The sequence below is a fragment of the Salinibaculum salinum genome, from assembly GCF_037645885.1.
In the GTDB taxonomy this organism is placed as follows: domain Archaea; phylum Halobacteriota; class Halobacteria; order Halobacteriales; family Haloarculaceae; genus Salinibaculum; species Salinibaculum salinum.
The window spans coordinates 1-21,005 of sequence record NZ_JBBENW010000029.1; the positions used below are offsets into that span (position 1 = coordinate 1).

Here is a 21,005-nt window from a genome sequence, read left to right on the forward strand (position 1 = left end):
GGTGCGCGGGTTTTGCGAGGCCGATAACGTGGGTTCCAAACTGGTGTAGGGCGTCCCAGTCCTTAAAAACAGGGACGCAGCCGAGCGTACGCGCTTCACCCCCGCCCACGGTGGGGCGGGGAACTCGCGCTGCTTTCCATTTAGAGAACAGTGAATACTACTTCAACACCGAAGCAGACGGTCTGAAAGGGATTCACAAGCCGAGACAGCCACGCCCATTGTTGCACGCCGAAGGTGCGGTGCGTGAATGGCTACAGTATCACCCGAACCCGGACCCGGACGCCTATCTAATTACGTCAAAGCCTGCCTACAGCAAGGTGGACGAGTTTGAACCGGTGTCGGACAAGTCAATTCAGTACGTCATGCGGGAAATGACCAAAGACGCGTTTGGTCTGGACAAGGCCAGTGAGTTCGAGAAACCGACACACCCGCATATGTTGCGCCACAATTTTGTGACTCTTTGTAAGCGGAACTGGGAACTTCCCGACGAGACGGTGAAGTTCTTTATCGGCCACGCACCGGATAGCAGTGTGATGGAAACGACCTACGCCCACATCGGTGCCAAGGACCACAACGACCGGGCGCGGGTTGCAGCAGGGAAACAAGAGGAAACCGAAATTGACAGACACCCGGACGTGCCGGAAGTGTGCCGATGTGGGACGCCGCTACCGCCGGACGCTATGGCCTGCCCCAAGTGTGGGATTACCTTTTCTGCTGAGGCGCAATCCGTGCAAGAGAACCTCAAATCTGACGCCGACGACAAGAAGGACCAAGCCGACGATATGGACCTGTTGAAAGCGGTGGACAAGATACACCGGATTCAGGAAGAGAACCCAGAACTGCTGGAAGACTTAGACCTGTAATTCTCCATTTCGCCTGGCCTTCTGCCTTTTTAGACGTTTAGCGGCAATTTGAGAGTATGAGCAATGACGACGGACTCACCGCGATGGAGCGGTACCTACGGGACAATGACGATGTGTCGTTGTCCGAAGAGCAAGAAGAGCAAGTGATTGAATCTGGCCGTGACCCAGACAACACGCGGCCAGACTCGGATTCGGATTCAGATGAAGACACGGAGCCACCGGAGACTGGCCCTGGCGGGATTCCTGTTGGGTCAGAAGTGGGCAACCAAGGCACGCCGAGTGATGAACAAACAACGACAGACAGTGACGATGAAGAGACACAGACGCCAGACACGCGCCCGGACGTTGGCCTGAGTGCTGGACCACTCGATACCAGCCAGGACACTGATAGCAGCGACAACAGCAGTACAGACAGCGACTCTGGCAGTGACGACAGTGGCGGCTTGGATACACCAGCCAGTGACGTTACAGAGGGTAATTTCGGTGTGCAGCCAGAGACGCCCCAAGGGACCCCGCCGGACCCAGACTCAGGGCCAAGCCCGGATACAGACAGCCCAGGACCGGGACAGCCGGACTTTGACACGCCAGAGAACGTGCCAGACGAGATAGGCGAGCCACAGACGCCAGAGCCGGACACGTCGACGAGTGACACCAGCGGCACTGAGAGTGACGACAGTGGGACGGATAGCCCACCACTAGCGCCGGAAACCGGGCCTGCCGGGATTCCAAGGGGCGAGGAAGTTGGTACACCGACCGCAGAGACGGATACCACGACCGAGGACACCACGCAAGACAACCGCCCAGGGGGGCTACGGGTTGACCGAGAACCGCTACAAGAGCCACTGGACCCGAACGCCGATGCAACCTTTCGAGAACAGGCAGCGGATCAATTTGATAGAGCGTACCAGGGCGTCAATATCAGCAGGACTGATGTTTCTGTGAGTTCGGGCGGTGTGGAACTCAGCCGGTCTGGACGGCAGAAGATTGAGGAAGCGCAGCGCCAAGAAGCTGCATCAGACTTTAGCAACGATCTCGACCGCGACGTTGCAGCGAGCGATATTGTGCACGAACCTTGCCTGGCAACCGGTGGCGTGCGCGCATTTGAATAGGCCCGGTGACGAAGGGGGTGCTGTGAGTGACGCGACGCCCGATGGACGCGACGACTCCGATGATGCCCCAGATTCCGAGATGAGCGGTGCTGTCGGATCGAGAAATCCGCGCCACGAGCGCATTACGGCGACGGCGACGCCAGGGCCGAAAAACTCTCTGCAGTACTGGACTGATGCGCGAAATCCGCTCCAGATTGTCGTCAACTTCCTCGTCGTTCAGCTTATCAAATTCTCGCCGATTCTCCGGATCAAGACCTGGCTTCTTCGGCGACTCGGCGCCGACGTGGGCAGCGGCGTTTCGCTAGCGCTTTCGGCGACGCCGGACGTGTTCTGGCCGGAACTCATCCGGATAGAGGACGATGCTATCGTCGGCTACGATGCAACCATCCTCTGTCACGAGTTTCTCCGCGGGGAGTACCGGACTGGCGAGGTCGTCATCGGTGAAGGTGCGATGATCGGCGCGGAGACGGTCATCTTGCCCGGCGTACACGTCGGTGCGAACGCGCGCGTCGCGGCCAATTCGCTGGTCGCCGAAGACGTCCCGCCGGGAGCGACAGTCGCTGGCGTCCCCGCCGAACGCGTCGATTAGGAAATCCCGTGGCATTTTAATCGCTCGGGAGCGGAGAGAGGGTATGGACTACGACGAGATGCTCGACCGCGGGCTGGAAGAGACGCCCGAAATTCAGGGTGACTCCGAGCGGTTCGACGTGACCGACCCAGAGGTCAGACAGGAAGGGAACGTCAGCGTCTTCGAGAACTTCCAGACGGTGTGTTCAGACCTCGGTCGCGAAGACGACCACGTCATGAAGTTCCTGCAGGACGAACTCGGGACGAGCGGCCACATCGACGAGAGCGGCCGTGCCCGTCTCACCGGCAGTTTCGACGCCGACCGCATCGGCGAGGCCATCGACGAGTACGCTGACGAGTACGTCCTCTGCTCGGAGTGTGGACTGCCGGACACACGCCTCGACAAGGAACAGGGAGCTGTCATCCTCCGGTGTGAGGCCTGTGGCGCACGCTCGGCGACCAGCGGCTAGCTGAGTTGTTTCAGGGTTTTGAGGTCGTGTTCAGTCCGTGTAAACTCCGACATCGGTCGACTCGCGTGGCAGTTCGGGCAGTGAAACGTTCTATTCGACGCTGGTAGGTTACCCGGCGAGTCTTCCCAATCCTTCTTGCATTCAGGGCAGAGTAATCGAACGTACGCTTCAGTCATGCGTGTTGTTGACACACAGACAGAGGGGAAAAGGTTTGTGTCTGTTCGTTGTCTCCTTAAAACTCTCCCCTTGCGATTTCAGGCCGGAACGCCCTGGTCGGCGTCGAGGAGTTCCTTGTAGCGGTTCCGGATCGTGACCTCGGAGATATCGGCAACTTCGGATACCTCACTCTGGGTGACCTTCTCGTTGGTCAGGAGGGCAGCGGCGTACACCGCTGCAGCCGCAAGTCCAACGGGAGATTTGCCGGATATCGCACCGGTCTCGCTCGCGGCATCGAGCAACTGTCGGGCGCGCCGCTCGGATTCGTCGGACAGGCCGAGGTCCGAGATGAACCGGGGAACGTAGCTTTTGGGGTCAGCGGGCTTGACTTCGAGACTCAGTTCCCGGATGATGTACCGGTAGGTGCGGGTGAGCTCCATCCGGTCGACGCGGGAGACCCGCGACATCTCGTCGAGCGATCGGGGGTTGCCGGCCTGGCGCGCTGCGGCGTAGAGTGCGCTCGTCGCGACACCTTCGATAGAGCGGCCGGGCAACAGGTCCTCTTCTAGGGCTCGCCGGTAGATGACGCTCGCCGTCTCGCGGACGCTCTTCGGGAGACCGAGGGCGGAGGCCATCCGATCGATCTCGCCCAGCGCCTGCTTGAGATTTCGCTCCTTGCTGTTGCGAGTTCGGAACCGTTCGTTCCACGTCCGGAGTCGCTGCATCTTCTCGCGCTGGCTCGACGACAGCGAGTTACCGTAGGCGTCCTTGTTCTGCCAGCCGATGTTCGTCGACAGTCCCTTGTCGTGCATCATGTTCGTCGTCGGCGCGCCGACGCGGGATTTCTGGTCGCGCTCACCGGGGTTGAACGCACGCCACTCCGGTCCGGGGTCGATTTCGTCCTCGTCGATGACGAGTCCGCACTCGTTGCAGACCGTCTCGCCGTGTTCTGCGTCCGAGACGATCTTTCCGCCACACTCCGGACAGGTGTCTACCGATTCCGTCTCTGTTTCTGTCTCCGTTGTTCGTTCACTCTCTCGTGTCTGTTCGGTGGTTCGGATTGGTGCTTCGCTCATGATTGGGGGAAAGTTGTGAGTTGCCGGGGGGAAAATATTGAAACCCTCTTGGGCGACTCTGCTAACTGTTAGTTAGTGCGAAAAGAATATAAACCTTTCGCCAACGGTGTTATGTGATACCATTCCCTCGGGTGATTTCCGGTTTCTGGTACCATCCCAATCATGAGATGGTGTAACTCACACCGTAAAGAGATGTCCCTCGCTGGGCACGTCGAAGAGACCGATACGTGCACCGGCATCCAGCCACGCGTGCCCGTACGAAAAGGAAGCTAGCGCGTTCACGAGGTCGTCTTCGTCGGCGAAGTGGCGGCCGTCGGAGAGGTACGATGCAGCCATCTCTTCGCACTCCTCGGCAGCCTCGGCCATCGGCGTCTCCGGCGGCGGCGCTATCGTCGCTGCGTCAAGTGCCTCCGCGAGCAGTCGCTCATAGCGCTCGGTCTTCTCTTCGATGTCGGCCATAGCCGTGCTTTTGCTGCGACCGGTATCAACGTTCGGCTACCATCGATGTGCGGTTGTTCGTAAAACGCACAATACAGCGCAACCTACAAAATGCGGCCTGCCCAAAAATACGCCATGACAGACGAGGTAGTCGAACATCGGCGGCTCATCATCGCCGGAACCGGAATTGCAGGACTCACAGCGGCCATCTACGCCGGCCGGTCGAACAACGACCCGCTCGTTCTCGAAGGGGACGAACCGGGTGGACAGCTCACGCTGACGACGGACGTGGCCAACTATCCGGGCTTTCCCGACGGCATCGGCGGCCCCGAACTCGTCCAGAACATGAAAGAGCAGGCTACCAAGTTCGGTGCTGAAATCGACCACGGCATCGTCGAAGATATCGACGGTGGCAAGCCACCGTTCCGCGTCGAACTCTCGAACGGCGACGTGTACACCTGCGATGCGTTCATCGCCGCCTCCGGTGCCAGCGCGCGGACGCTCGGTGTGCCCGGTGAGGACGAACTGATGGGCTACGGGCTCTCGACGTGTGCGACCTGTGACGGCGCGTTCTTCCGCGACGAGGACATGCTCGTCGTCGGTGGCGGTGACGCTGCCATGGAAGAGGCGAACTTCCTCACGAAGTTCGCCGACACGGTCTACCTCGCGCACCGTCGGGAGAAGTTCCGCGCCGAAGACTACTGGATCGACCGCGTGATGGAGAAAGTCGACGCAGGGGACATCGAAATCATGCGCAACACGGAACTGCTGGAGATTCACGGCTCCCCCGAGGACGGTGTCGACCACGTCACGCTCGCGCGCAACGAGGAAGGACACCCGAAAGACAACCTCAACGACCCCGACACGGAGACGTTCGACTTCGACGTGGGCGCGGTGTTCTACGCCATCGGCCACACACCGAATACGGACTATCTGGAGGGAACTGACGTTGAGATGGACGACGCCGGATATCTGCGGACGCAAGGCGGTGACGGCGGCGGCCAGACGAAAACCGCTGTCGAGGGTATCTTCGGTGCTGGTGACGTAGTCGACTACCACTATCAGCAGGCGGTCACCGCCGCCGGGATGGGGTCGAAAGCAGCCCTCGACGCCGACGAGTTCCTCGAAGAACAGCCACAGTCCCAGTCCGTAACCGCGGAGACGCCGGTTGCAGAGTCTGACGACTAACGACCCTCTCTACCGGCCGTGTATCGCGGGAGCACGGACCCACAGACCCTTTAGTGTGGGCTGCCGAAGACAGGGTCATGGCAAGTGAGACAGTCACGGTCCGTCTGGAGACGGACGACGACGGTAGCGACGCAATCGAAGTGCCCCGCGCGATCATCGAGATGCTCGGCGAGGCCGACGAAGACACGACGACTGTGGTCGGCGACCTGGCGATGCTCGGCATCGCACAGCAGGCTCACGCGCTCGTCCACCACAGTCACGGCGAAACAGACGCCGACCTCGAAGACGCCGAGGAGCTGGCGATGGACCTCTTCGAAGAGCGCTTCGGTCAGAGCTACGGCGAAGTGACCGGCCACTCCCACTAACTGTTCTCGCCGACTTCGTACTGCAGGAGAACGCCATCGTCCAGGCGCTCAACCGTCTCCAGTGTCAACTCCGGGAACTCCTCGACGAAGCCGTCGCCGTCTGCGAGTGTCGGGGCGTCTCGACCGCCGAATATCGTCGAACCGACGAACACGGATAGTTCGTCGACCAGTTCGGACTCGAACAGCGAGAAGATGAGCTCCCCACCGCCCTCGACCATCATCTGGTCGATACCCTGCGATTCGAGGATTTCGAACGCTGCTTCGAGATCCACCCGGTCGTCGCCGGCGACGACGACGGTCGCACCACTGTCTTCCATCAGCGAGACGAAATCACCGGGGGCAGCTTCGCTGACGAGGAGATAGCTGTCGGCTCTGTTGTCGAGAATCTGTGCGTTCGGTGGGGTTCGGATGCGCGAGTCTGCGACGACGCGCGCGGGATTCTCGGAGTCACCACGTTCCTGCCGGGCCGCCCGCAGGTCGGGGTCATCCACTGTGAGTGACGGGTCGTCGGCGACGACAGTGCCCACTCCGACCATCACAGCGTCGCTTTCGGCCCGCAGTCGGTCGACTCGTTCGAAATCATCTGGCCCACTTATCGCTATCTGCTCGCGCTCTCTCGTCGAGAGCTTTCCGTCTGCGCTCATCGCAGCGTTGACGACAATTCGCACGGTACCAGATACCACAACGCTCAACAAACGGTTTTCGGTTGGATGCTGCGTCGGGGACTGCTCACGACTCCATTCATAAGGTGCGCTTATCCACACCAGTGGTGGAACAGTAAGGCGACCCAATAGGCGGACCGGTGCTTTGGAGTCGGGCGTTCCAGATACCACACGAAGATTGGGGAAGCATACTGTCGACGTGGCTCGATATTCGCACTGTATAACGATGATAGCGAATACACTCTGTTTGCCCGCATGCCAGATACCGAGCGACAAGAGGCGAGCGACGAGCAGAGTACTTTCGCATCGTTCCGACGGGACGTTCTCAAAGCAGTCGGTGCCGGGAGCGCCCTCGGAATCTTCGGCGGAACAGCCGCCGCAGCCAACGGCACAGGTGGCATAACAAATCAGATGGACGAGGAATCGGGAGACGAGGAACGGACCGTTCACACCGTTCGGACGCGCATCGGGCCCTCGACGAATCCCAAGCGACCTGCCGACTTTTACTTCCAGCCGACAGGTCTCAGCATAGAAACCGGAGACGTCGTCAAGTTCGTCTTCGAGACGCCGGACCACACCGTCACGTCGTATCACCCTGCGTTCGGGATGCAGCGACGGATTCCGCCCGGTGAGGAGGCATTCTCCTCACCGATTATGGGCTGGGACCCCGACTCCCTCCCGGACGACATCGACATGCCACCGGCAGAGGATGGCACTATCGGCGGTGACGGAGAGATGCCTGACGACGGAACGGAAGAACCTCCGTCCGACGAAGAAGACACAGAAACGACACCGTCGGACGGCGAAATGGAAACGACACCAGCCGAGGACGAGACGGCAACGACGCCCGCTGTTGGTGGTGAGACAGACGGGAATGACACTTCGGCTCCAGGGGGGAACGACACTGAAGCTCCTGGCGACAACGAAACGGATGGGGTGACGGGGTCGGCCACCGACACGGTTTCGACAGCAGACGAGAATGCCCAGGTGACGCCCGGTAACGAGACTGAGTCACCATCCGATGACGGCACGACGACTCCCGAAGATGACGGAATCGGGACACCGTCCGAGAACGGGACCGAGACGCCTTCTGATGGCGAACCAACGCCGGCTGACGGTGCGGAAGAGGAAACCGAACCAGGTGCCGGTGAGGAAGAGGAAACTGAACCAGGTGCCGGCGAGGATGGAACTGCCGAGCCGAGTGTCTGGCTCCGTGAGTTCGACACGCCGGGCGTCTACGACATCGAGTGTGCGCCGCACGAGTCCTACGGGATGGCGATGCGTATCGTCGTCGGCGAGGAAACGAACCCGAACTTCGAAACGTCTGACGTGGAGAATCTCCCCGAGCCGCGAGTCGGACCAGTTGGATTGGCCCGACAGGTCCTGACTGACGTCGAACTCGAACCTGGCGCAATTGTGGACGCCGGGCGGGTCATGTGGGAGGACCTCCAGACGTACAACCAACCCGAAGAAGACGGCACTGAAGAGGACGCCCCTGGAGAAGAAGAACCCGGCGAGGGAGAACCTGGCGAAGAGACTCCGGGGGAAGAGGAACCCGGCGAGGGAGAACCTGGCGAAGAGACTCCGGGGGAAGAGGAACCCGGCGAGGGAGAACCTGGCGAAGAGACCCCGGGCGAGGAGACACCGACTGACGAGACGCCGGACGAGATGACGCCGGAGGAAGAACCGATTGGTGCCGAGACGGAGAACGGAACCGCACCGGGTGACTCCGGCAACGAGACGGTGGCTGACAACGAGTCTAGCCCGGTCTAACGGTCGGCGCTTGTGGCCACCGCTGTCGACATCGGAACACACATTTTCTTGCTCCGTGACGCCCCGACATGGACCTGACCGGGAAGCGACTGGTGGTCACCGGCGGCGCTGGCTTCGTCGGCTCACACCTCGCAGAGTCCCTGCTCGAGACGAACGACGTACTCGTCGTCGACGACTGCTCGAACGGCAACCGAGAGTGGGTACCCGACGGTGCCGAGTTCGTCCACGGCGACCTCACCGACCCCGAAGTCGTCGCGGAAACGATAACCTCGAACGTCGATGCCGTGTTTCACTTTGCCGCTGCGAAGGCGGTCAACAGCGACCAGCCACGCCAGCAGTTCGAGGACAACCTCCGGATGACGTACAACATCCTCGAACAGATGGATGCTGTCGGCGTCTCTCACCTCGCGTACACGTCTTCGTCGGTGGTCTACGGCGAAGCACCCCGCCCGACACCGGAAGACTACGCGCCCAAAGAGCCGATCTCCGAATACGGTGCCGGCAAACTCGCCGAAGAGGGACTCATCTCGACGTACGCCCACAGCCACGACCTGCAAGCGTGGGTGTTTCGATTCGCCAACATCGTCGGTCCCCGACTGCGGGGCGCTGTCGTCCCCGACTTCGTCGAAAAGCTCCGGGATGACCCCGACAAACTGGTCATTCTCGGCGACGGGCGACAGGAGAAGTCGTACATGCACATCGAGGAGTGCGTCGACGCGATGGCCCACGTCGTCGAACACGCGAGCGACGACCTGAACGTCTACAATCTCGGGACCCGCACCACCACCTCTGTCGACACGATCGCCGATATCGTCGCCGACGAGATGGGGCTGTCCCCGGCGTACGAACACACTGGTGGCGACCGGGGCTGGACTGGTGACGTACCGCGGATGCGACTCTCGGTGGAGAAACTGTCAGCGCTCGGCTGGGAACCCGCACAGTCGAGTGACGATGCGGTCCGACAGTCGACCCAGGAGTTGCTAAGAGAACTCTAGGCGAGGTCCATCTTGTCTCTGTTTCGGGCGAACTCGAAGGCGATACCGGTGACAAGTGTGACGCCGAACCAGAGGAACGAGAACTCGCCGGCACCGACCGTCGGCGCCCCTCCCTGGAAGGTATCGATGAGGATGGGAATCGCCAGACCGAGCATCGACGCACCGATTACCGTCGTCGCCACAGTGACGAACTCGTCGTAGAGCTTGAGTGCGATTATTCCGCCGATGACCCCGGCGACGACGGCGAGCAGCAGTGCCTGGTCGAAGTTGGGGTCGCTGAACAGCGGTGCCGAGGCGATTCGCTGGAGTATCAGTTCCGGATTGGCAGTTGCCAGATTCGTGGGAATCGCGTTGAGGATAACGTCCAGAATCCGTCCCTGCGAGAGAAACGCCAGTACAGCGAGGACGGTTACGACGAATCCGACGAGACCGAAGGCCAACGGACTGAGCGCCGGGACGAACACGCGCCCCAGAACCGCCCCGAAAAGAGCCACGACGAGCATCACGACAGGACTCACGCTGCTTCCCGTGACCGTCGGGGCCACGACTGTCGCGAGGCCGATGCCAGCGGCGAACCCACCGATCGCCCCGGCGATGCCAAGCAACTTCTGTGCAATTTCGTAGCCGAAGTACGCCAACCCGAAGCCGATTGCGGCCAAAGCGATGGCCGTCACCAGAGACAGCGGCGATGCCATATGTTTCACTCGAAAAGGAACTTGGCGGCGCTTAATTGTTCCCCTTGTGGCACGACCCGCGTCGTGCTGTTCGGAGCTGCCCAACACCGGTGGCTCTCTGCGTTCGTCGGGCCTGAACAGAGCGCATATGTTGGTCGTTGCCCAACAGACGAACGTGCAAATTGTCGGCTACGAGACGGCGGCAGGCGGTGCTGAAGACCACGCGGCCCTGCTCGTCGCATGTGACGGAGCGGTCCGGTCGGAATCACTCGCTCCCGGGACCGCCCTCTCGTACACGCTCGGTGAGCGCCACTGTGCGGGTACTGTTGACGAATCGGTGCATTCCCCGTGCGCACGCGAGAAGGCCCCATACTGTGACCAGCACACGAGCAGGTGGGCCTGTGCGCGCTGTACCGGTGACTGCGACCTGCCGTTGCCCTCCTGTACGGACGAGCACGCCGTCTATCTCGCGGCGTTCGCACCGGCGACGTTCAAAGTCGGGGTGACGCGGTCGTGGCGACTGGAGACGCGCCTGCGCGAACAGGGGGCAGACCGCGCCGCGCACTTGCGGACGGTCGGTGACGGACGCATCGCCCGCCAGATCGAGGCCGACATCGCAGTCGACGTGGGCGACCGGGTACGCGTTCCGACCAAGCAAAACGGGCTCCACCGCACCGTCGATGAGAACGCCTGGCAGGACCTACTGACCGATTTCGACCCGTTGGCGACGTATTCGTTCGAGTACGGGCTGGACCTGACCGAGCGACCGGTCGCAGAAACGCTTGCCACCGGAACGGTTCGCGGCACGCAGGGACGCGTACTCGTCCTCGATACCAACGGGAGCACGTACGCTGTCGATATGCGCGACCTCGTCGGCTACGACCTGGAGACGGGTGAGACAGACCGGCAACTGCAGTCGAGTCTGGGCGCGTTTCAGTAGCGACGACAACCCTTTTCTGGCGGCGGACAGAATGGCGGTGTATGGCAGACGAATCTGACGAGAGCCAATCCGAACCCGAATCAGAATCCGGAGACAGCGAGGAGAAATCGTTCCGCGAGCGTGTCGAAGAGATTCGCCAGCAGCGCGCCGAAGAGGAAGGCGAAGAGGGTGAGGGACAGCGTGGCCCGCCCGAGGAGATGATGGGCGGCGGTCCCGGCGGCATGGGCGGCGGTGGCAACCCGTTCGCACAGATGATGGGCGGGATGATGGGCGGCGGCGGTCCCGGCATGGGTGGCGGCCCAGGTGGTCCGGGCGGACGCGGCGAGAGCGAAGGCAGCAACGAAGAACTCACTCGCGAGATGCGAAAGCTTCGCGACGAGGTCCACGACATGCGCCGGTCGCTCGACCGGATTGCCGACGCGCTCGAAGACTAAAAAACGACTATTCTTCGTACGCGAGATTCATCACCCACTGCGAGAAGGCGTCGCTGTGGGCGTCTATTTCTTCGTCACCGACAAAGGGCGAGAGCTGGTCCCCCGCCATCAAAAGTGAAAAGTCGAGGTCCTGCGCTGCGGGCGTGAGATAGTACGTGTTGTGTCCTTCGTACACAGTCTTCTCGCGCTCGATGAGGTCCTTCTCGCTCAGGGAGTCGACGATACGACTGCCCTTCCGCGAGGAGACATCCAGCTCCTTCCAGAAGTTACTCTGATGGATGCCGCCTGTCTCGCGGACGAGTTCCAGCCCCCGGAGTTCGTCCTCCGAAAGTCCCTCTTCTCTGGGTGTCGTGCTCATATACTGTACACGGTTCGTCGGCCGTTTAAAAGTGACTGTCGGCCGATTGGCCTAGACGTGCGCGTCGACTGGCTCGAACGGCGTTTCACACGGCGGTCCGTCTGCAAACTCGAACGTTCTCTCCTCGGTACCGAGGTGGATGAGCGACGACGAGCGGGTTCCGAAGCCGTCGCCGTGAACGCAGACGCCGTACTCGTGGTCGGCGATGACCGTCGCTGCCCGGTCGAGCCACTCTCGACTCTCCTCGCCGGGTTCTGGCTGGAGTGCCGTCAGGACACTATCAGCGTTGACGGCCTGCTGTTCGCCCACGTCCGGCCGGTGGCCGGGAATCGTGTAGTTGCCGTCCGCGCCGACGTTGACGACGACGTGGACGCCGGGGTCGAAGTTGGAGACGCGGCGGTGACCGTCCCATTCGACGAGCAAGGCGGCGTTCGCATCGGCGACGACCAGATTGAACCCATCGTAGGAGCGTTCGTCGAGTTCGCGCTCGACGAATCGGACCGCGTCTTCGGCGCTCTCGTGGTTCAGTGCGTCCCGAACGAGGAGGCCGCGAGACCGGTCGCTCTCCATGTCCGTTTCTATCCAGCGGTTCGTTATCGCGACGAGAACGCCAGCGTCGTTGTATCCGATCCACGTCCCTCCGGCCTCGCTATCGCGCGGGGCAACCACCGGGCGCTCCCAGTCGCGGCGTGCCGGCGGCTCCGAGGGGCGGTCGACCAGTTCGTCGCGGTTGGCAGCCACCACGACGGGCGCGTCCTCGAACACGTGCCAGGCGAGCGTCAGAGTGCACACGAACTCCCATACGGCAGGCACCGTCAAAAGCCGTCGGGTCCGATTTGTTTCGTGTTCAACCCAACCGGGTACGGACAGCATCGCGGTCGACTGTCCCCGACGGAGTACGAGGGAGTTCTGTCGCGACCGCGAACCGCTTGGGAACCTTGTAGTCGGCCAGGCGCTCGCGGGCGAACGCTTCGACCTCCTCGACGTCGACAGCCGCTGCCACCACCAGCGCGCCGATGCGTTCGCCCCACTCATCGTCGGCGAGTCCGACCACCGCGGCGTCGGCGATCTCTGGATAGTCGCGGAGCACCGACTCGACTTCAGCGGGGTGGACGTTCTCACCGCCGGTGATGATGGTGTCGTCGGCCCGCCCCAGTACCCACAGCCGCCCGTTCTCGTCACGGTAGCCGATGTCACCAGTGTGGAGACCGAACTCACCGAACGTCTCCTCGGTCACGCTGTCGTCGAGATAGCCCGGCGTCACGGTCGGCCCGTCGACGACGATCTCTCCGCGCTCTCCGGTGTCGACCGGCTCACCCGTCTCGTCGACGATAGTTACGGTCACCGTGACGAGCGGTTGGCCGACGGTACCGGTTATCGACGCCGTGTCGACTGGCGTCGCCGTCGTCACCTGCGATGCCGCCTCGGTCATCCCGTAGGTAGGATACGCCGGCACGCCGGCGTCGAGTGCACGCTGGCGGAGGTCCTGGCTTGCCGGTGCACCACCGAGCAACACCGTCTCCAGCGATTCGACAGGTGTCCACCCGCTGTCGAGCAGTCGCTTCAACTGCGTCGGCACGAGCGAGACGCCTGTCACGCCGTAGGTCGCCAGCGCGTTGGCCAGCCGGTCTGCGTCGAACGACTGCTGGACAACCAGTGTGGTGCCGTAGAGCGAACACCGGACGGCCGGTGCCAGCCCGCCCATGTGATACGCCGGGAGACAGTCGAGCCAGCGGTCGCCCCGTGCGACGCCCAGTCGGAACGCCGACCCGGTCGCGCTGGCGACCAGATTCCCCAGCGTCAACTGGACGCCTTTCGGCCGGCCGGTCGTCCCCGACGTGAACATGATAACTGCAGTGTCGTCGCGGTGCCAGCGGGCGGGCTCGACAGTCTCCGAGTCGTTAGCCACAGTCGGCTGGAGCGGTTCGACGGACTCGGTGGTCGGATCGTCCAGGGACGCGACGGGGCAGTCTGTCGCCGTCAGCGCCCGTTCCTCAGTCACCCCTTCACAGACGAGCAGTGCCGGGTCGACGCGGTCGAGTCGTGCTCCCAGTTCGCCGCTGGTGAGTTGCGTGTCCAGCGGCACGACAGTGTGGCCCGCGCGCCAGCAGGCGTGCAATATCGCGAAAAAACCGATGCGCGTCGACGCGAGTAAGCCGATTCGAGTCTGTGCGTTCGCGTCTGGTTTCGTCTGCGAGCCGAGTTGCCGCTCCAGTCGTGCGGTGACGCCGTCGACTATGGTGTCGAACGCCCGGTAGGTCCACTCCCTGTTGGTCGCCACGTCGATGAGTGCGGTCCGGTCTGGTGTCGTCGCTGCGCGATGAGATAATACGTCGCGGGTGGGCCACTCGACTGGCTCGGGCATCCTAGTTTCGTGGTCGGTCCGGCAGCCCAAGACCCTTACCCTGTGGCACTTCAATCGCTCCGTCGGTGACCGGTGCCGGGTCCGGAGAGAGGTCCTCTGCCAGCAGCGTTGCCGTCGCGAGTCCGCACGCACGAACGTCGGGAATGCTCGCAGCCAGATGGACCGCGCCGGTCCGCCCGACGACGGCGTCGACGGTGGTCGACACGATGGGGTCGACACCGACCTCTCGGGCGGTCAGCGCAATCTCACGTGCGCGGTCGGGTCCGCCCACGACCATCGGTTTAATCACGAGCACGTCCGCCGCGAACTCCGCGAGAATGTCGTCGACGGAGTACTCGGTCAGGGCTTCGTCGAGTGCCACGTCGACTGGGCCACCGCGAAGACGGGTGTGATCCGCGAGATTGGCCGCAGGCAGCGGCTGCTCGACGTAGCTGACGTCGATATCGCCGAAGGCGTCGAAGGCGCGTTCGGCCTGGTCGAGCGTCCACGCGCCGTTGGCGTCCGCCCGGAGTTCGGTACCGTCGCCGACCCGCTCGCGGACCGCTCGCAACCGCTCGATATCTTCTTCGACGGAGCGAGCACCGACTTTGAGTTTCAGACAGTCGAACCCCTCCGCAACCGCGGCGGCGGCCGATTCGACCGTCCCGTCGAGTGGTCTGTCGCCGATGGTCGCGTTGACGGGGACGGACGGAATGAATCGGTCGTCGCCGAGATACCGGTAGAGTGGTCTGTCGGCGTGACGTGCGCGGGCCTCGGCGAGTGCGAGCGAGAGGCCGTGTCGCGCGGCCGGTTGCTCGGTTTTCGCCAGTGCGATTCCCCAGTCGAGTTCCTCCGCGATCTCGGCGGCGCGGGAGAGCGCTGCCCGACACTCGTCGTGGGATTCAGTCCAGCCCGGTAGCGGCGTCGCCTCGCCGACACCGTGTTGCCCGTCGTACTCGACGGAGACGAGAAACCCCTCGCGGCGGTCGAGCGTTCCCGCTGCTGTCGCCAGTGGCGACGCCAGTTCCACCGAGAACGGTTCGAGTTCGAGCATCACGTCACCACCGGGACGACGAGTCCCACTGCCAGCAACAGCGAGTAGACGGCGAGTAACTGGCCGGTCCGTTCCAGGGCGGGATTGAGCGCGTCGCCGTCGGTCCGTGTCAACACGGTCCGGGTCAACCCGACTGCAAGCGGCAGTGAGAACAGCGGCAGGAGGACCGAAATCGGGTATCCGAACGCCGATACCAGCACCGGTAGCACAACGTAAGCCAGCGCGAGCATTGCGACGAACTCGACGCGACTCCAGCGGTAACCAAGTTTCACCGCGAGTGTCTGCTTGCCCGACTTTCGGTCGGTCTCCATGTCCCGGATATTGTTCACGACCAGAATCGCCGTCGACGGTCCCGCCGCGGCGAGACTGACTATGAGAACGTCCAGCGGGACCGTGCCCGCTGGAACGGTCGTCGGAAACGCCCCCGCAGCTTCGGTGACCGCCTGTACGTAGTAGGTCCCGGTGACGGCGACGACGCCGAAGTACAGAAAGACGAAGAAATCACCCAGCCCGTAGTAGCCATAGGGGTAGGGACCACCGGTGTAGAGGACGCCGGCGACGATACTCGAGAGGCCGACGACGAGAATCGGGACGCCCCCGATGTAGACGAGATAGAGCCCGACCACGACGGCCAGTCCGTAGGTGGCAGCCATCGCGTACTTGACCTTCCTTGGCTCGATGAGGCCGCCGGCAGTCACGCGGGTAAATCCCTCGCGGTCGTCGGTATCGGCACCGTTGACGGCGTCGTAATAGTCGTTGGCGAAGTTGGTGCCGACCTGGATGAGGAGCGCGCCGACCAGTGCGGCGAGCGCGGGGAGTGGTGCGAATACGTCAGCGTAGACGGCGACGGCAGCCCCGAGTATCACTGGCGCTGCACCTGCCGGAAGCGTCTGCGGCCGGGCCGCCATCAGCCACGCTTGCGTCCGCGAAACGTCGGCTGTCGTCATTGTTATTGCGTAAGTGCGGGACACCCAAAGCGACTGTGGTTGGTCGCCGGCCGTCGACCGACAGTCTCCTCAGTAGTGCCAGGGGTACTGCCGGAAGTTCGGTTCGCGCCCCTGGTTGAACGCGTCCCGACCCTCGCTCGCCTCGTCGGTCATGTAGCCCAGCCGCGTTGCCTCCCCGGCAAACACCTGCTGACCGACCATCCCGTCGTCGACGGCGTTGAAAGCGAACTTCAACATGCGAATCGCCATCGGTGATTTCCGGGTGATGGCGTCGGCCCACGCGAGGGCGACCTCCTCCAGTTCCTCGTGCGGGACGACTTCGTTGACCATCCCCATCTCTTTGGCTTCTTCGGCGTCGTAGTCCTTCCCGAGGAAGAATATTTCACGGGCCTTCTTCTGGCCGACCTGCTGGGCGAGATACGCCGAGCCAAAGCCGGCGTCGAAACTCGCCACGTCTGCGTCGGTCTGTTTGAAAATGGCTTCCTCCTCACTGGCGAGGGTCATGTCACAGATGACGTGCAGCGAGTGACCACCGCCGACGGCCCAGCCGGGTGCGACGCAGATGACTGGTTTGGGCATGAATCGGATGAGCCGCTGGACTTCGAGGATGTGGAGTCGCCCGACACCGTGCTGTGCAGCCTCGTCGTCGCGCGGCTTCGCCGCTTGACTGTCCGAGGAGCGTCGCTCCTCGCTGTACTCGTACCCCGAGTCACCGCGAATCGACTGGTCGCCACCGGAACAAAAGGCCCAGCCGCCGTCTTTCTCACTCGGGCCGTTGCCGGTGAGGAGGACACAGCCCACATCCGGTTGGCAACGGGCGTGGTCGAGTGCCGTATACAATTCATCGACTGTTTCTGGCCGGAAAGCGTTCCTGACTTCCGGCCGGTCGAAGGCGATACGAACCGCTGGAACGTCTGTCCCGCGGTGGTAGGTAATATCGCGAAAGTCGAACTCGTCGACTGCGTCCCACTCGTCGGGGTCGAACAGCTCTGAGACCATACCAGCGCTGGGGCCGGCGAGCGCAAAAAGATTCGGCGTTGGCGGCGCGCCGCTCGGCGACCGCTACCCGCGCCATCCCGAACGTACTCGGTCAAGTTCGATGGTGACCTGGTGTTTGTTCTCACTCATATCGAACGTTACCTCGCCGTCGTTCGCTTCGACCAACCACTCGACGAGCCACAGTTCGACGCCGAAGCCGTGTTCGAGGGCCGTCTCCGACCCTGCCGCGACTGCCGTCAGGTCTGCGGCCGGGATCGTCTGGTTGGTGTCTTCGACGAGCAGCCGCACCGTATCACGGTCCGTTTCGACGCACAGGCGCAGCTGCGGTGCAGTCGTCCTGTCGGAGAGCGCGCTCTCGACGAGGTTGTCGACGACGAGTCCGAACGTCCCGCTGACCGACGCAACTGCGTGCTCCGGGAGGTCCAGTCTGATAGTCAACTCGGGATTCTCTTGCCGCAACTGGTCGACTCGTGATTCGACGAGAGTTGTTATGTCCTTGCACTCCTGGGTTTCGGCAGGGTCTGTCAACCCGACGTTTGCCTGTCGGACTCTGTCGGTCAATCTGACGAACGACTGAACTTTCTTTTGGGCCTGTCGTGCCGTCTGGCTGGGTTCGCCGTCGGTACTCGCCTCGATGTCGTCGAGGAGACACAGCACGACGGACATGTCGTTCCGGAGATTGTGGCGCAGGATACGGTGGAGGACAGCGTTCTGTCGTTGCAGGTCCCGATTCGAACGGTGGAGTATCACCACCACACCACCGAGGGAACCGAGAACGGCTGCTGCTCCCAGTGTTGCACCCAGCACTGCTACGTCCACGGTTACCACCGTCGCAGTTGGCGTGGCTATCTCCGCGATGACGAGCCCTGTCGTCCCTATTCCCAACCCGAGCGCACTGCAGTTCGAGACGAGCCAGACCTGATCGCTACTCAGATCCAGGCGCTGCAGCCAGTACGCCGCACCGACGAGCACGCTGACGGAAACCCCGGAAGCCAGTACCCAGAACAGCCCAGCAGGTCCCGCTATGCCCATCTGGGCGACGAGCACGACACCCAGGACGGCACCCGTTGCAACGATGTAGCCTTCGCCTAAACTCCGTTTCGAGACGTACATTGGTCCTGATTCTGGGATTGCAGCGACTGTCTGAACTCTCGGCCCACTATCTCCCTGTATTTCGATGTTTGATATCAGATGTGATAATAATTTGGGATGCCGTTAGTAACTGTATACGTTCAACACGACTAAAACCACTGAAGTCTCGAAAACGCAGGGGAAATCGCGATAGAGATCCAGACCACTCGCGACCGGTCTCATTATCAACGTTGAAATTGGGGCGACGAGATCCACCATCTCTGCCCCAGAATTTCGTCATTTGACGTATACAAATTTAACTATTATCGTATCCACGTAGGTGTAATGTCTCCGAGAGCCTATCGACAGTCGGACGACTACACAGAGCCAACACCCGGAACGGATTTCCTGTGTCCGGGTTGTGCGGGACCACTCCGGCGAGAAGGACCATCACTTCGGTGTCAGGAATGTGGACACACGCCCCGACACGGTGCGGATTGAGACGGACAGTGATGTCGGGGCATTAGACGTTTCCTTCGCCGATTCCGTTCGGACGGTCAGATAAATTCAGAGTTTTGCGGGCCGTTCGTGACGTGGATCTCGAACGGTTGCGTGCTCGCGTCGTCCTGCTCTACGAGATGCCAGTAGGTTTCAGCCAACTCCTCGGGGTCGAGGAATGTCTCGTCCGCCCGGTCGGGCGCCATCTCCCGGGCGTTCGGACCGTCTATCTGTCCGTCGATAACGACGTGTGCGACGTGAACACCCTCGGGACCGAACTCCTGGGCCATATCCATCGCCATCCCACGAGCTGCGAACTTTGCGGCCGTGAACCCGATAGTTCCACCGAGACTTCGAACTGATGAGGTTGCGCCGGTGAAGATGACAGTGCCGCTGCCGGTCTCACGCATGTCGTCGACCGCCTCTTGCGAACAGACGAACGCGCCCCGGCCGTTGACTGCCCACGCTCGCTCAAACTCCTCGACATCGGTGTTGAGTAGCCCTGACCAGGAGGCAGCGCTAGCGTGGTTGACGAGTACGTCGACTGACCCAAACACGTCTCTAACTTCCGCGAACGCCTCATGGATTTGATCGACATCCGTGAGGTCAGTCTGGACTGCAAGTCCCTCACCGGGTTCTGGGAGGTCGTCGGCCAACTCCTCGATGTAGTCTTCAGACCGCGCAAACAGCGCGACTTGACAGCCCTCGGTGGCGAATTTTCGTGCTAACGATTCGCCGAGTCCAGGTCCGACACCAGCCACGACGGCAGTGCGTGTCATACTGGACCGTCGGCCGCTGGCTGTAAAACCGTGGTGCCGGTAGAATGGTTACATATATTTCCGACCAGTCTCAGCTATTGGCATCTCTCCGCGTAGATGCGGAGGTTTATACGCGAGAGCACCTTCCTCTTTAGTCCGGGCCTTACGGCCCGTTCGGGTGGTTTGGGACTGAGGATAGTCCATAATAACCACCACTTTAGGGCCTGTACTGATGACACAGGCCCGATTCTACACGACGCGGAGTCACATCTCATATGCCGGCCACCGATGGGTGTATTTCGGACCGCACCGTATGGTAGTTGCAGCGACCACGGGAAATCTAGAAGCCGAGCGGCGACTGACGGAATCTGAACACCGGATGACCTACCCAACATTTATAATAAGTAATATGATGTTAAAAACTATTTTATAATCTGCTACTGAAAGGCTACTTGCCGCATGGTTGCGGCCAGGTTTGACGATCGCAGAGCAGTCGAGAGACCGGATGGGAATTCGACCCCTGTTACTCACACAGACCCTCTCCCCCCACCCATCTGGCTATCGACCCTGTATTTCTCCTGGAGAAAATACCTGAAAATAGGTATTAGGACCATCTTATGCAGTTAAACAGCCGGTACGCATTTTATACACTGGTGCGTGTTCCTCTCTGTGCCGGGTTGCTGGAACGGCACATGTCCAATCTCCGGGGGGAGAGACAAACCAGCTTTTTCACTCGACTCTGACTTTTCGGTTCGTTCCTGGAACCACTGGGGAAACAAACGCGAGTGTGGACGGCGCAGCGACGCCTACTGGCACCCGCCCGTTCGGATCGTAACCGAGCGATTCATGTCTAGCGTGACTGCCCGAGTGACTCGTCTCCTTGGGATGGCTCGCACCCACAGAGGACGTACGTGATCCGGCGCCAGGATTCGACGCCCGAGTGCTCGTCATTGGCACTCTCCTTGCTTTCCTCGCGTTCCTTGCGATCTGGCACGATTTCCGGGTGCATCACCTCCTGCCGACGTTCCCGCTGGTGATGGTCCTGCTCGCCGATGCTTTGAAACCAGATCCTGGTATATTGTGCAAGAGGCTCAGCATACATGTCTCTGCGGGACTACTACCTTACTCTCCCTCGATCGCTTCGGTAGCCGCAACACACCATTATCGTTCTTAACAGCAGCGATAGTCCGCTGCTTGCTGGTCCCACTGATACGCTTTTCCAGTGCTTCGCTGTGGCGATGGAGAATCTCTGTAGCTCGTCGTTCA

Annotated in this window: 24 protein-coding genes; 10 read left to right on the top strand and 14 right to left on the bottom strand. The window is 61.6% G+C overall.

From position 1 onward, the window contains the following. The 4 genes from WDJ60_RS17865 to WDJ60_RS17880 all read left to right on the top strand — a co-directional run. Positions 1-863 (top strand): hypothetical protein (locus tag WDJ60_RS17865; RefSeq protein WP_340102086.1); only part of this gene is annotated, 863 nt, incomplete at its 5' end. Between the two features lie 56 nt (positions 864-919). Beyond that, positions 920-1,972 carry a hypothetical protein gene (locus WDJ60_RS17870; RefSeq protein WP_340102087.1) on the top strand — a complete coding sequence of 351 codons (1,053 nt, stop codon included), beginning with the start codon at positions 920-922 and terminating at the stop codon, positions 1,970-1,972. Between the two features lie 79 nt (positions 1,973-2,051). Beyond that, positions 2,052-2,561: an acyltransferase gene (locus WDJ60_RS17875; protein ID WP_340102115.1), complete on the top strand. Its 510-nt coding sequence runs from the start codon at positions 2,052-2,054 to the stop codon at positions 2,559-2,561. A 43-nt stretch (positions 2,562-2,604) separates the two neighbouring features. After that, complete coding sequence (locus WDJ60_RS17880; RefSeq protein WP_340102088.1) at positions 2,605-3,009, top strand: translation initiation factor IF-2 subunit beta; 405 nt, start codon at positions 2,605-2,607, stop codon at positions 3,007-3,009. On the opposite strand, the gene WDJ60_RS17885 is transcribed toward WDJ60_RS17880, so the two are convergent. The 3 genes from WDJ60_RS17885 to WDJ60_RS17895 form a co-directional block, all read right to left on the bottom strand. Next, a complete protein-coding gene (locus tag WDJ60_RS17885; RefSeq protein ID WP_340102089.1) occupies positions 3,006-3,185 on the bottom strand; it encodes a DUF7836 family putative zinc-binding protein in 180 nt (59 codons plus the stop codon). The genes WDJ60_RS17880 and WDJ60_RS17885 overlap by 4 nt on opposite strands. 78 nt (positions 3,186-3,263) lie before the next feature. Beyond that, the gene (locus WDJ60_RS17890) at positions 3,264-4,241 is read right to left on the bottom strand and encodes a transcription initiation factor IIB (RefSeq protein ID WP_340102090.1); all 978 of its coding nucleotides are present in this window, start codon (positions 4,239-4,241) and stop codon (positions 3,264-3,266) included. A 177-nt stretch (positions 4,242-4,418) separates the two neighbouring features. Continuing rightward, positions 4,419-4,700 (bottom strand): DUF357 domain-containing protein, encoded by a 282-nt coding sequence (locus tag WDJ60_RS17895; protein ID WP_340102091.1) that lies wholly within the window; start codon positions 4,698-4,700, stop codon positions 4,419-4,421. A 114-nt stretch (positions 4,701-4,814) separates the two neighbouring features. Here WDJ60_RS17895 and WDJ60_RS17900 point away from each other — a divergent pair, with 114 nt between their 5' ends. Then, positions 4,815-5,867: an NAD(P)/FAD-dependent oxidoreductase gene (locus WDJ60_RS17900; RefSeq protein WP_340102092.1), complete on the top strand. Its 1,053-nt coding sequence runs from the start codon at positions 4,815-4,817 to the stop codon at positions 5,865-5,867. Between the two features lie 77 nt (positions 5,868-5,944). Then, a complete protein-coding gene (locus WDJ60_RS17905; RefSeq protein ID WP_340102093.1) occupies positions 5,945-6,232 on the top strand; it encodes a DUF7545 family protein in 288 nt (95 codons plus the stop codon). On the opposite strand, the gene WDJ60_RS17910 is transcribed toward WDJ60_RS17905, so the two are convergent. Then, positions 6,229-6,900, bottom strand: a complete 672-nt coding sequence (locus WDJ60_RS17910) for a 2,5-diamino-6-(ribosylamino)-4(3H)-pyrimidinone 5'-phosphate reductase (protein ID WP_340102094.1) — start codon at positions 6,898-6,900, stop codon at positions 6,229-6,231. The two genes, WDJ60_RS17905 and WDJ60_RS17910, sit on opposite strands and share 4 nt — an antisense overlap. Positions 6,901-7,149: 249 nt before the next feature. Here WDJ60_RS17910 and WDJ60_RS17915 point away from each other — a divergent pair, with 249 nt between their 5' ends. Next, on the top strand, positions 7,150-8,667 hold the full coding sequence (locus tag WDJ60_RS17915; protein WP_340102095.1) for a cupredoxin domain-containing protein: 1,518 nt from the start codon (positions 7,150-7,152) through the stop codon (positions 8,665-8,667). A 68-nt stretch (positions 8,668-8,735) separates the two neighbouring features. After that, positions 8,736-9,662: an NAD-dependent epimerase/dehydratase family protein gene (locus WDJ60_RS17920; RefSeq protein ID WP_340102096.1), complete on the top strand. Its 927-nt coding sequence runs from the start codon at positions 8,736-8,738 to the stop codon at positions 9,660-9,662. Here the strand turns inward: WDJ60_RS17920 and WDJ60_RS17925 are convergent. Next, positions 9,659-10,357, bottom strand: coding sequence for a hypothetical protein (locus WDJ60_RS17925; protein ID WP_340102097.1), 699 nt, complete (start codon positions 10,355-10,357; stop codon positions 9,659-9,661). The genes WDJ60_RS17920 and WDJ60_RS17925 overlap by 4 nt on opposite strands. 154 nt (positions 10,358-10,511) lie before the next feature. On the opposite strand from WDJ60_RS17925, the gene WDJ60_RS17930 reads away from it, so the two are divergent. Both WDJ60_RS17930 and WDJ60_RS17935 read left to right on the top strand, forming a co-directional pair. Continuing rightward, a complete protein-coding gene (locus WDJ60_RS17930; protein ID WP_417750477.1) occupies positions 10,512-11,276 on the top strand; it encodes a DUF2797 domain-containing protein in 765 nt (254 codons plus the stop codon). Between the two features lie 41 nt (positions 11,277-11,317). After that, a complete protein-coding gene (locus WDJ60_RS17935; RefSeq protein ID WP_340102099.1) occupies positions 11,318-11,710 on the top strand; it encodes a hypothetical protein in 393 nt (130 codons plus the stop codon). A 7-nt stretch (positions 11,711-11,717) separates the two neighbouring features. Here the strand turns inward: WDJ60_RS17935 and WDJ60_RS17940 are convergent, their stop codons facing one another. From WDJ60_RS17940 to WDJ60_RS17980, 9 genes are all read right to left on the bottom strand, one after another. Next, on the bottom strand, positions 11,718-12,068 hold the full coding sequence (locus WDJ60_RS17940; protein WP_340102100.1) for a helix-turn-helix transcriptional regulator: 351 nt from the start codon (positions 12,066-12,068) through the stop codon (positions 11,718-11,720). Positions 12,069-12,119: 51 nt separating this feature from the next. Continuing rightward, entirely contained in the window at positions 12,120-12,860 is a 741-nt protein-coding gene (locus WDJ60_RS17945; protein ID WP_340102101.1) for an NRDE family protein, read from the bottom strand. Between the two features lie 55 nt (positions 12,861-12,915). After that, the gene (menE, locus tag WDJ60_RS17950; RefSeq protein ID WP_340102102.1) at positions 12,916-14,433 is read right to left on the bottom strand and encodes an o-succinylbenzoate--CoA ligase; all 1,518 of its coding nucleotides are present in this window, start codon (positions 14,431-14,433) and stop codon (positions 12,916-12,918) included. A 1-nt stretch (position 14,434) separates the two neighbouring features. Then, complete coding sequence (gene menC, locus WDJ60_RS17955) at positions 14,435-15,466, bottom strand: o-succinylbenzoate synthase (protein ID WP_340102103.1); 1,032 nt, start codon at positions 15,464-15,466, stop codon at positions 14,435-14,437. After that, positions 15,466-16,413, bottom strand: coding sequence for a 1,4-dihydroxy-2-naphthoate polyprenyltransferase (locus tag WDJ60_RS17960; protein WP_417750478.1), 948 nt, complete (start codon positions 16,411-16,413; stop codon positions 15,466-15,468). The genes menC and WDJ60_RS17960 overlap by 1 nt, the downstream gene beginning before the upstream one ends. Before the next feature lie 69 nt (positions 16,414-16,482). Beyond that, the gene (locus WDJ60_RS17965) at positions 16,483-17,412 is read right to left on the bottom strand and encodes a 1,4-dihydroxy-2-naphthoyl-CoA synthase (protein WP_340102104.1); all 930 of its coding nucleotides are present in this window, start codon (positions 17,410-17,412) and stop codon (positions 16,483-16,485) included. Positions 17,413-17,475: 63 nt separating this feature from the next. Next, a complete protein-coding gene (locus WDJ60_RS17970; protein WP_340102105.1) occupies positions 17,476-18,525 on the bottom strand; it encodes a sensor histidine kinase in 1,050 nt (349 codons plus the stop codon). 515 nt (positions 18,526-19,040) lie between these two features. Further along, positions 19,041-19,760 (bottom strand): SDR family NAD(P)-dependent oxidoreductase, encoded by a 720-nt coding sequence (locus WDJ60_RS17975; RefSeq protein WP_340102106.1) that lies wholly within the window; start codon positions 19,758-19,760, stop codon positions 19,041-19,043. 829 nt (positions 19,761-20,589) lie between these two features. Beyond that, on the bottom strand, positions 20,590-20,748 hold the full coding sequence (locus tag WDJ60_RS17980) for a hypothetical protein (protein ID WP_340102108.1): 159 nt from the start codon (positions 20,746-20,748) through the stop codon (positions 20,590-20,592). Positions 20,749-21,005: the final 257 nt, after the last annotated feature.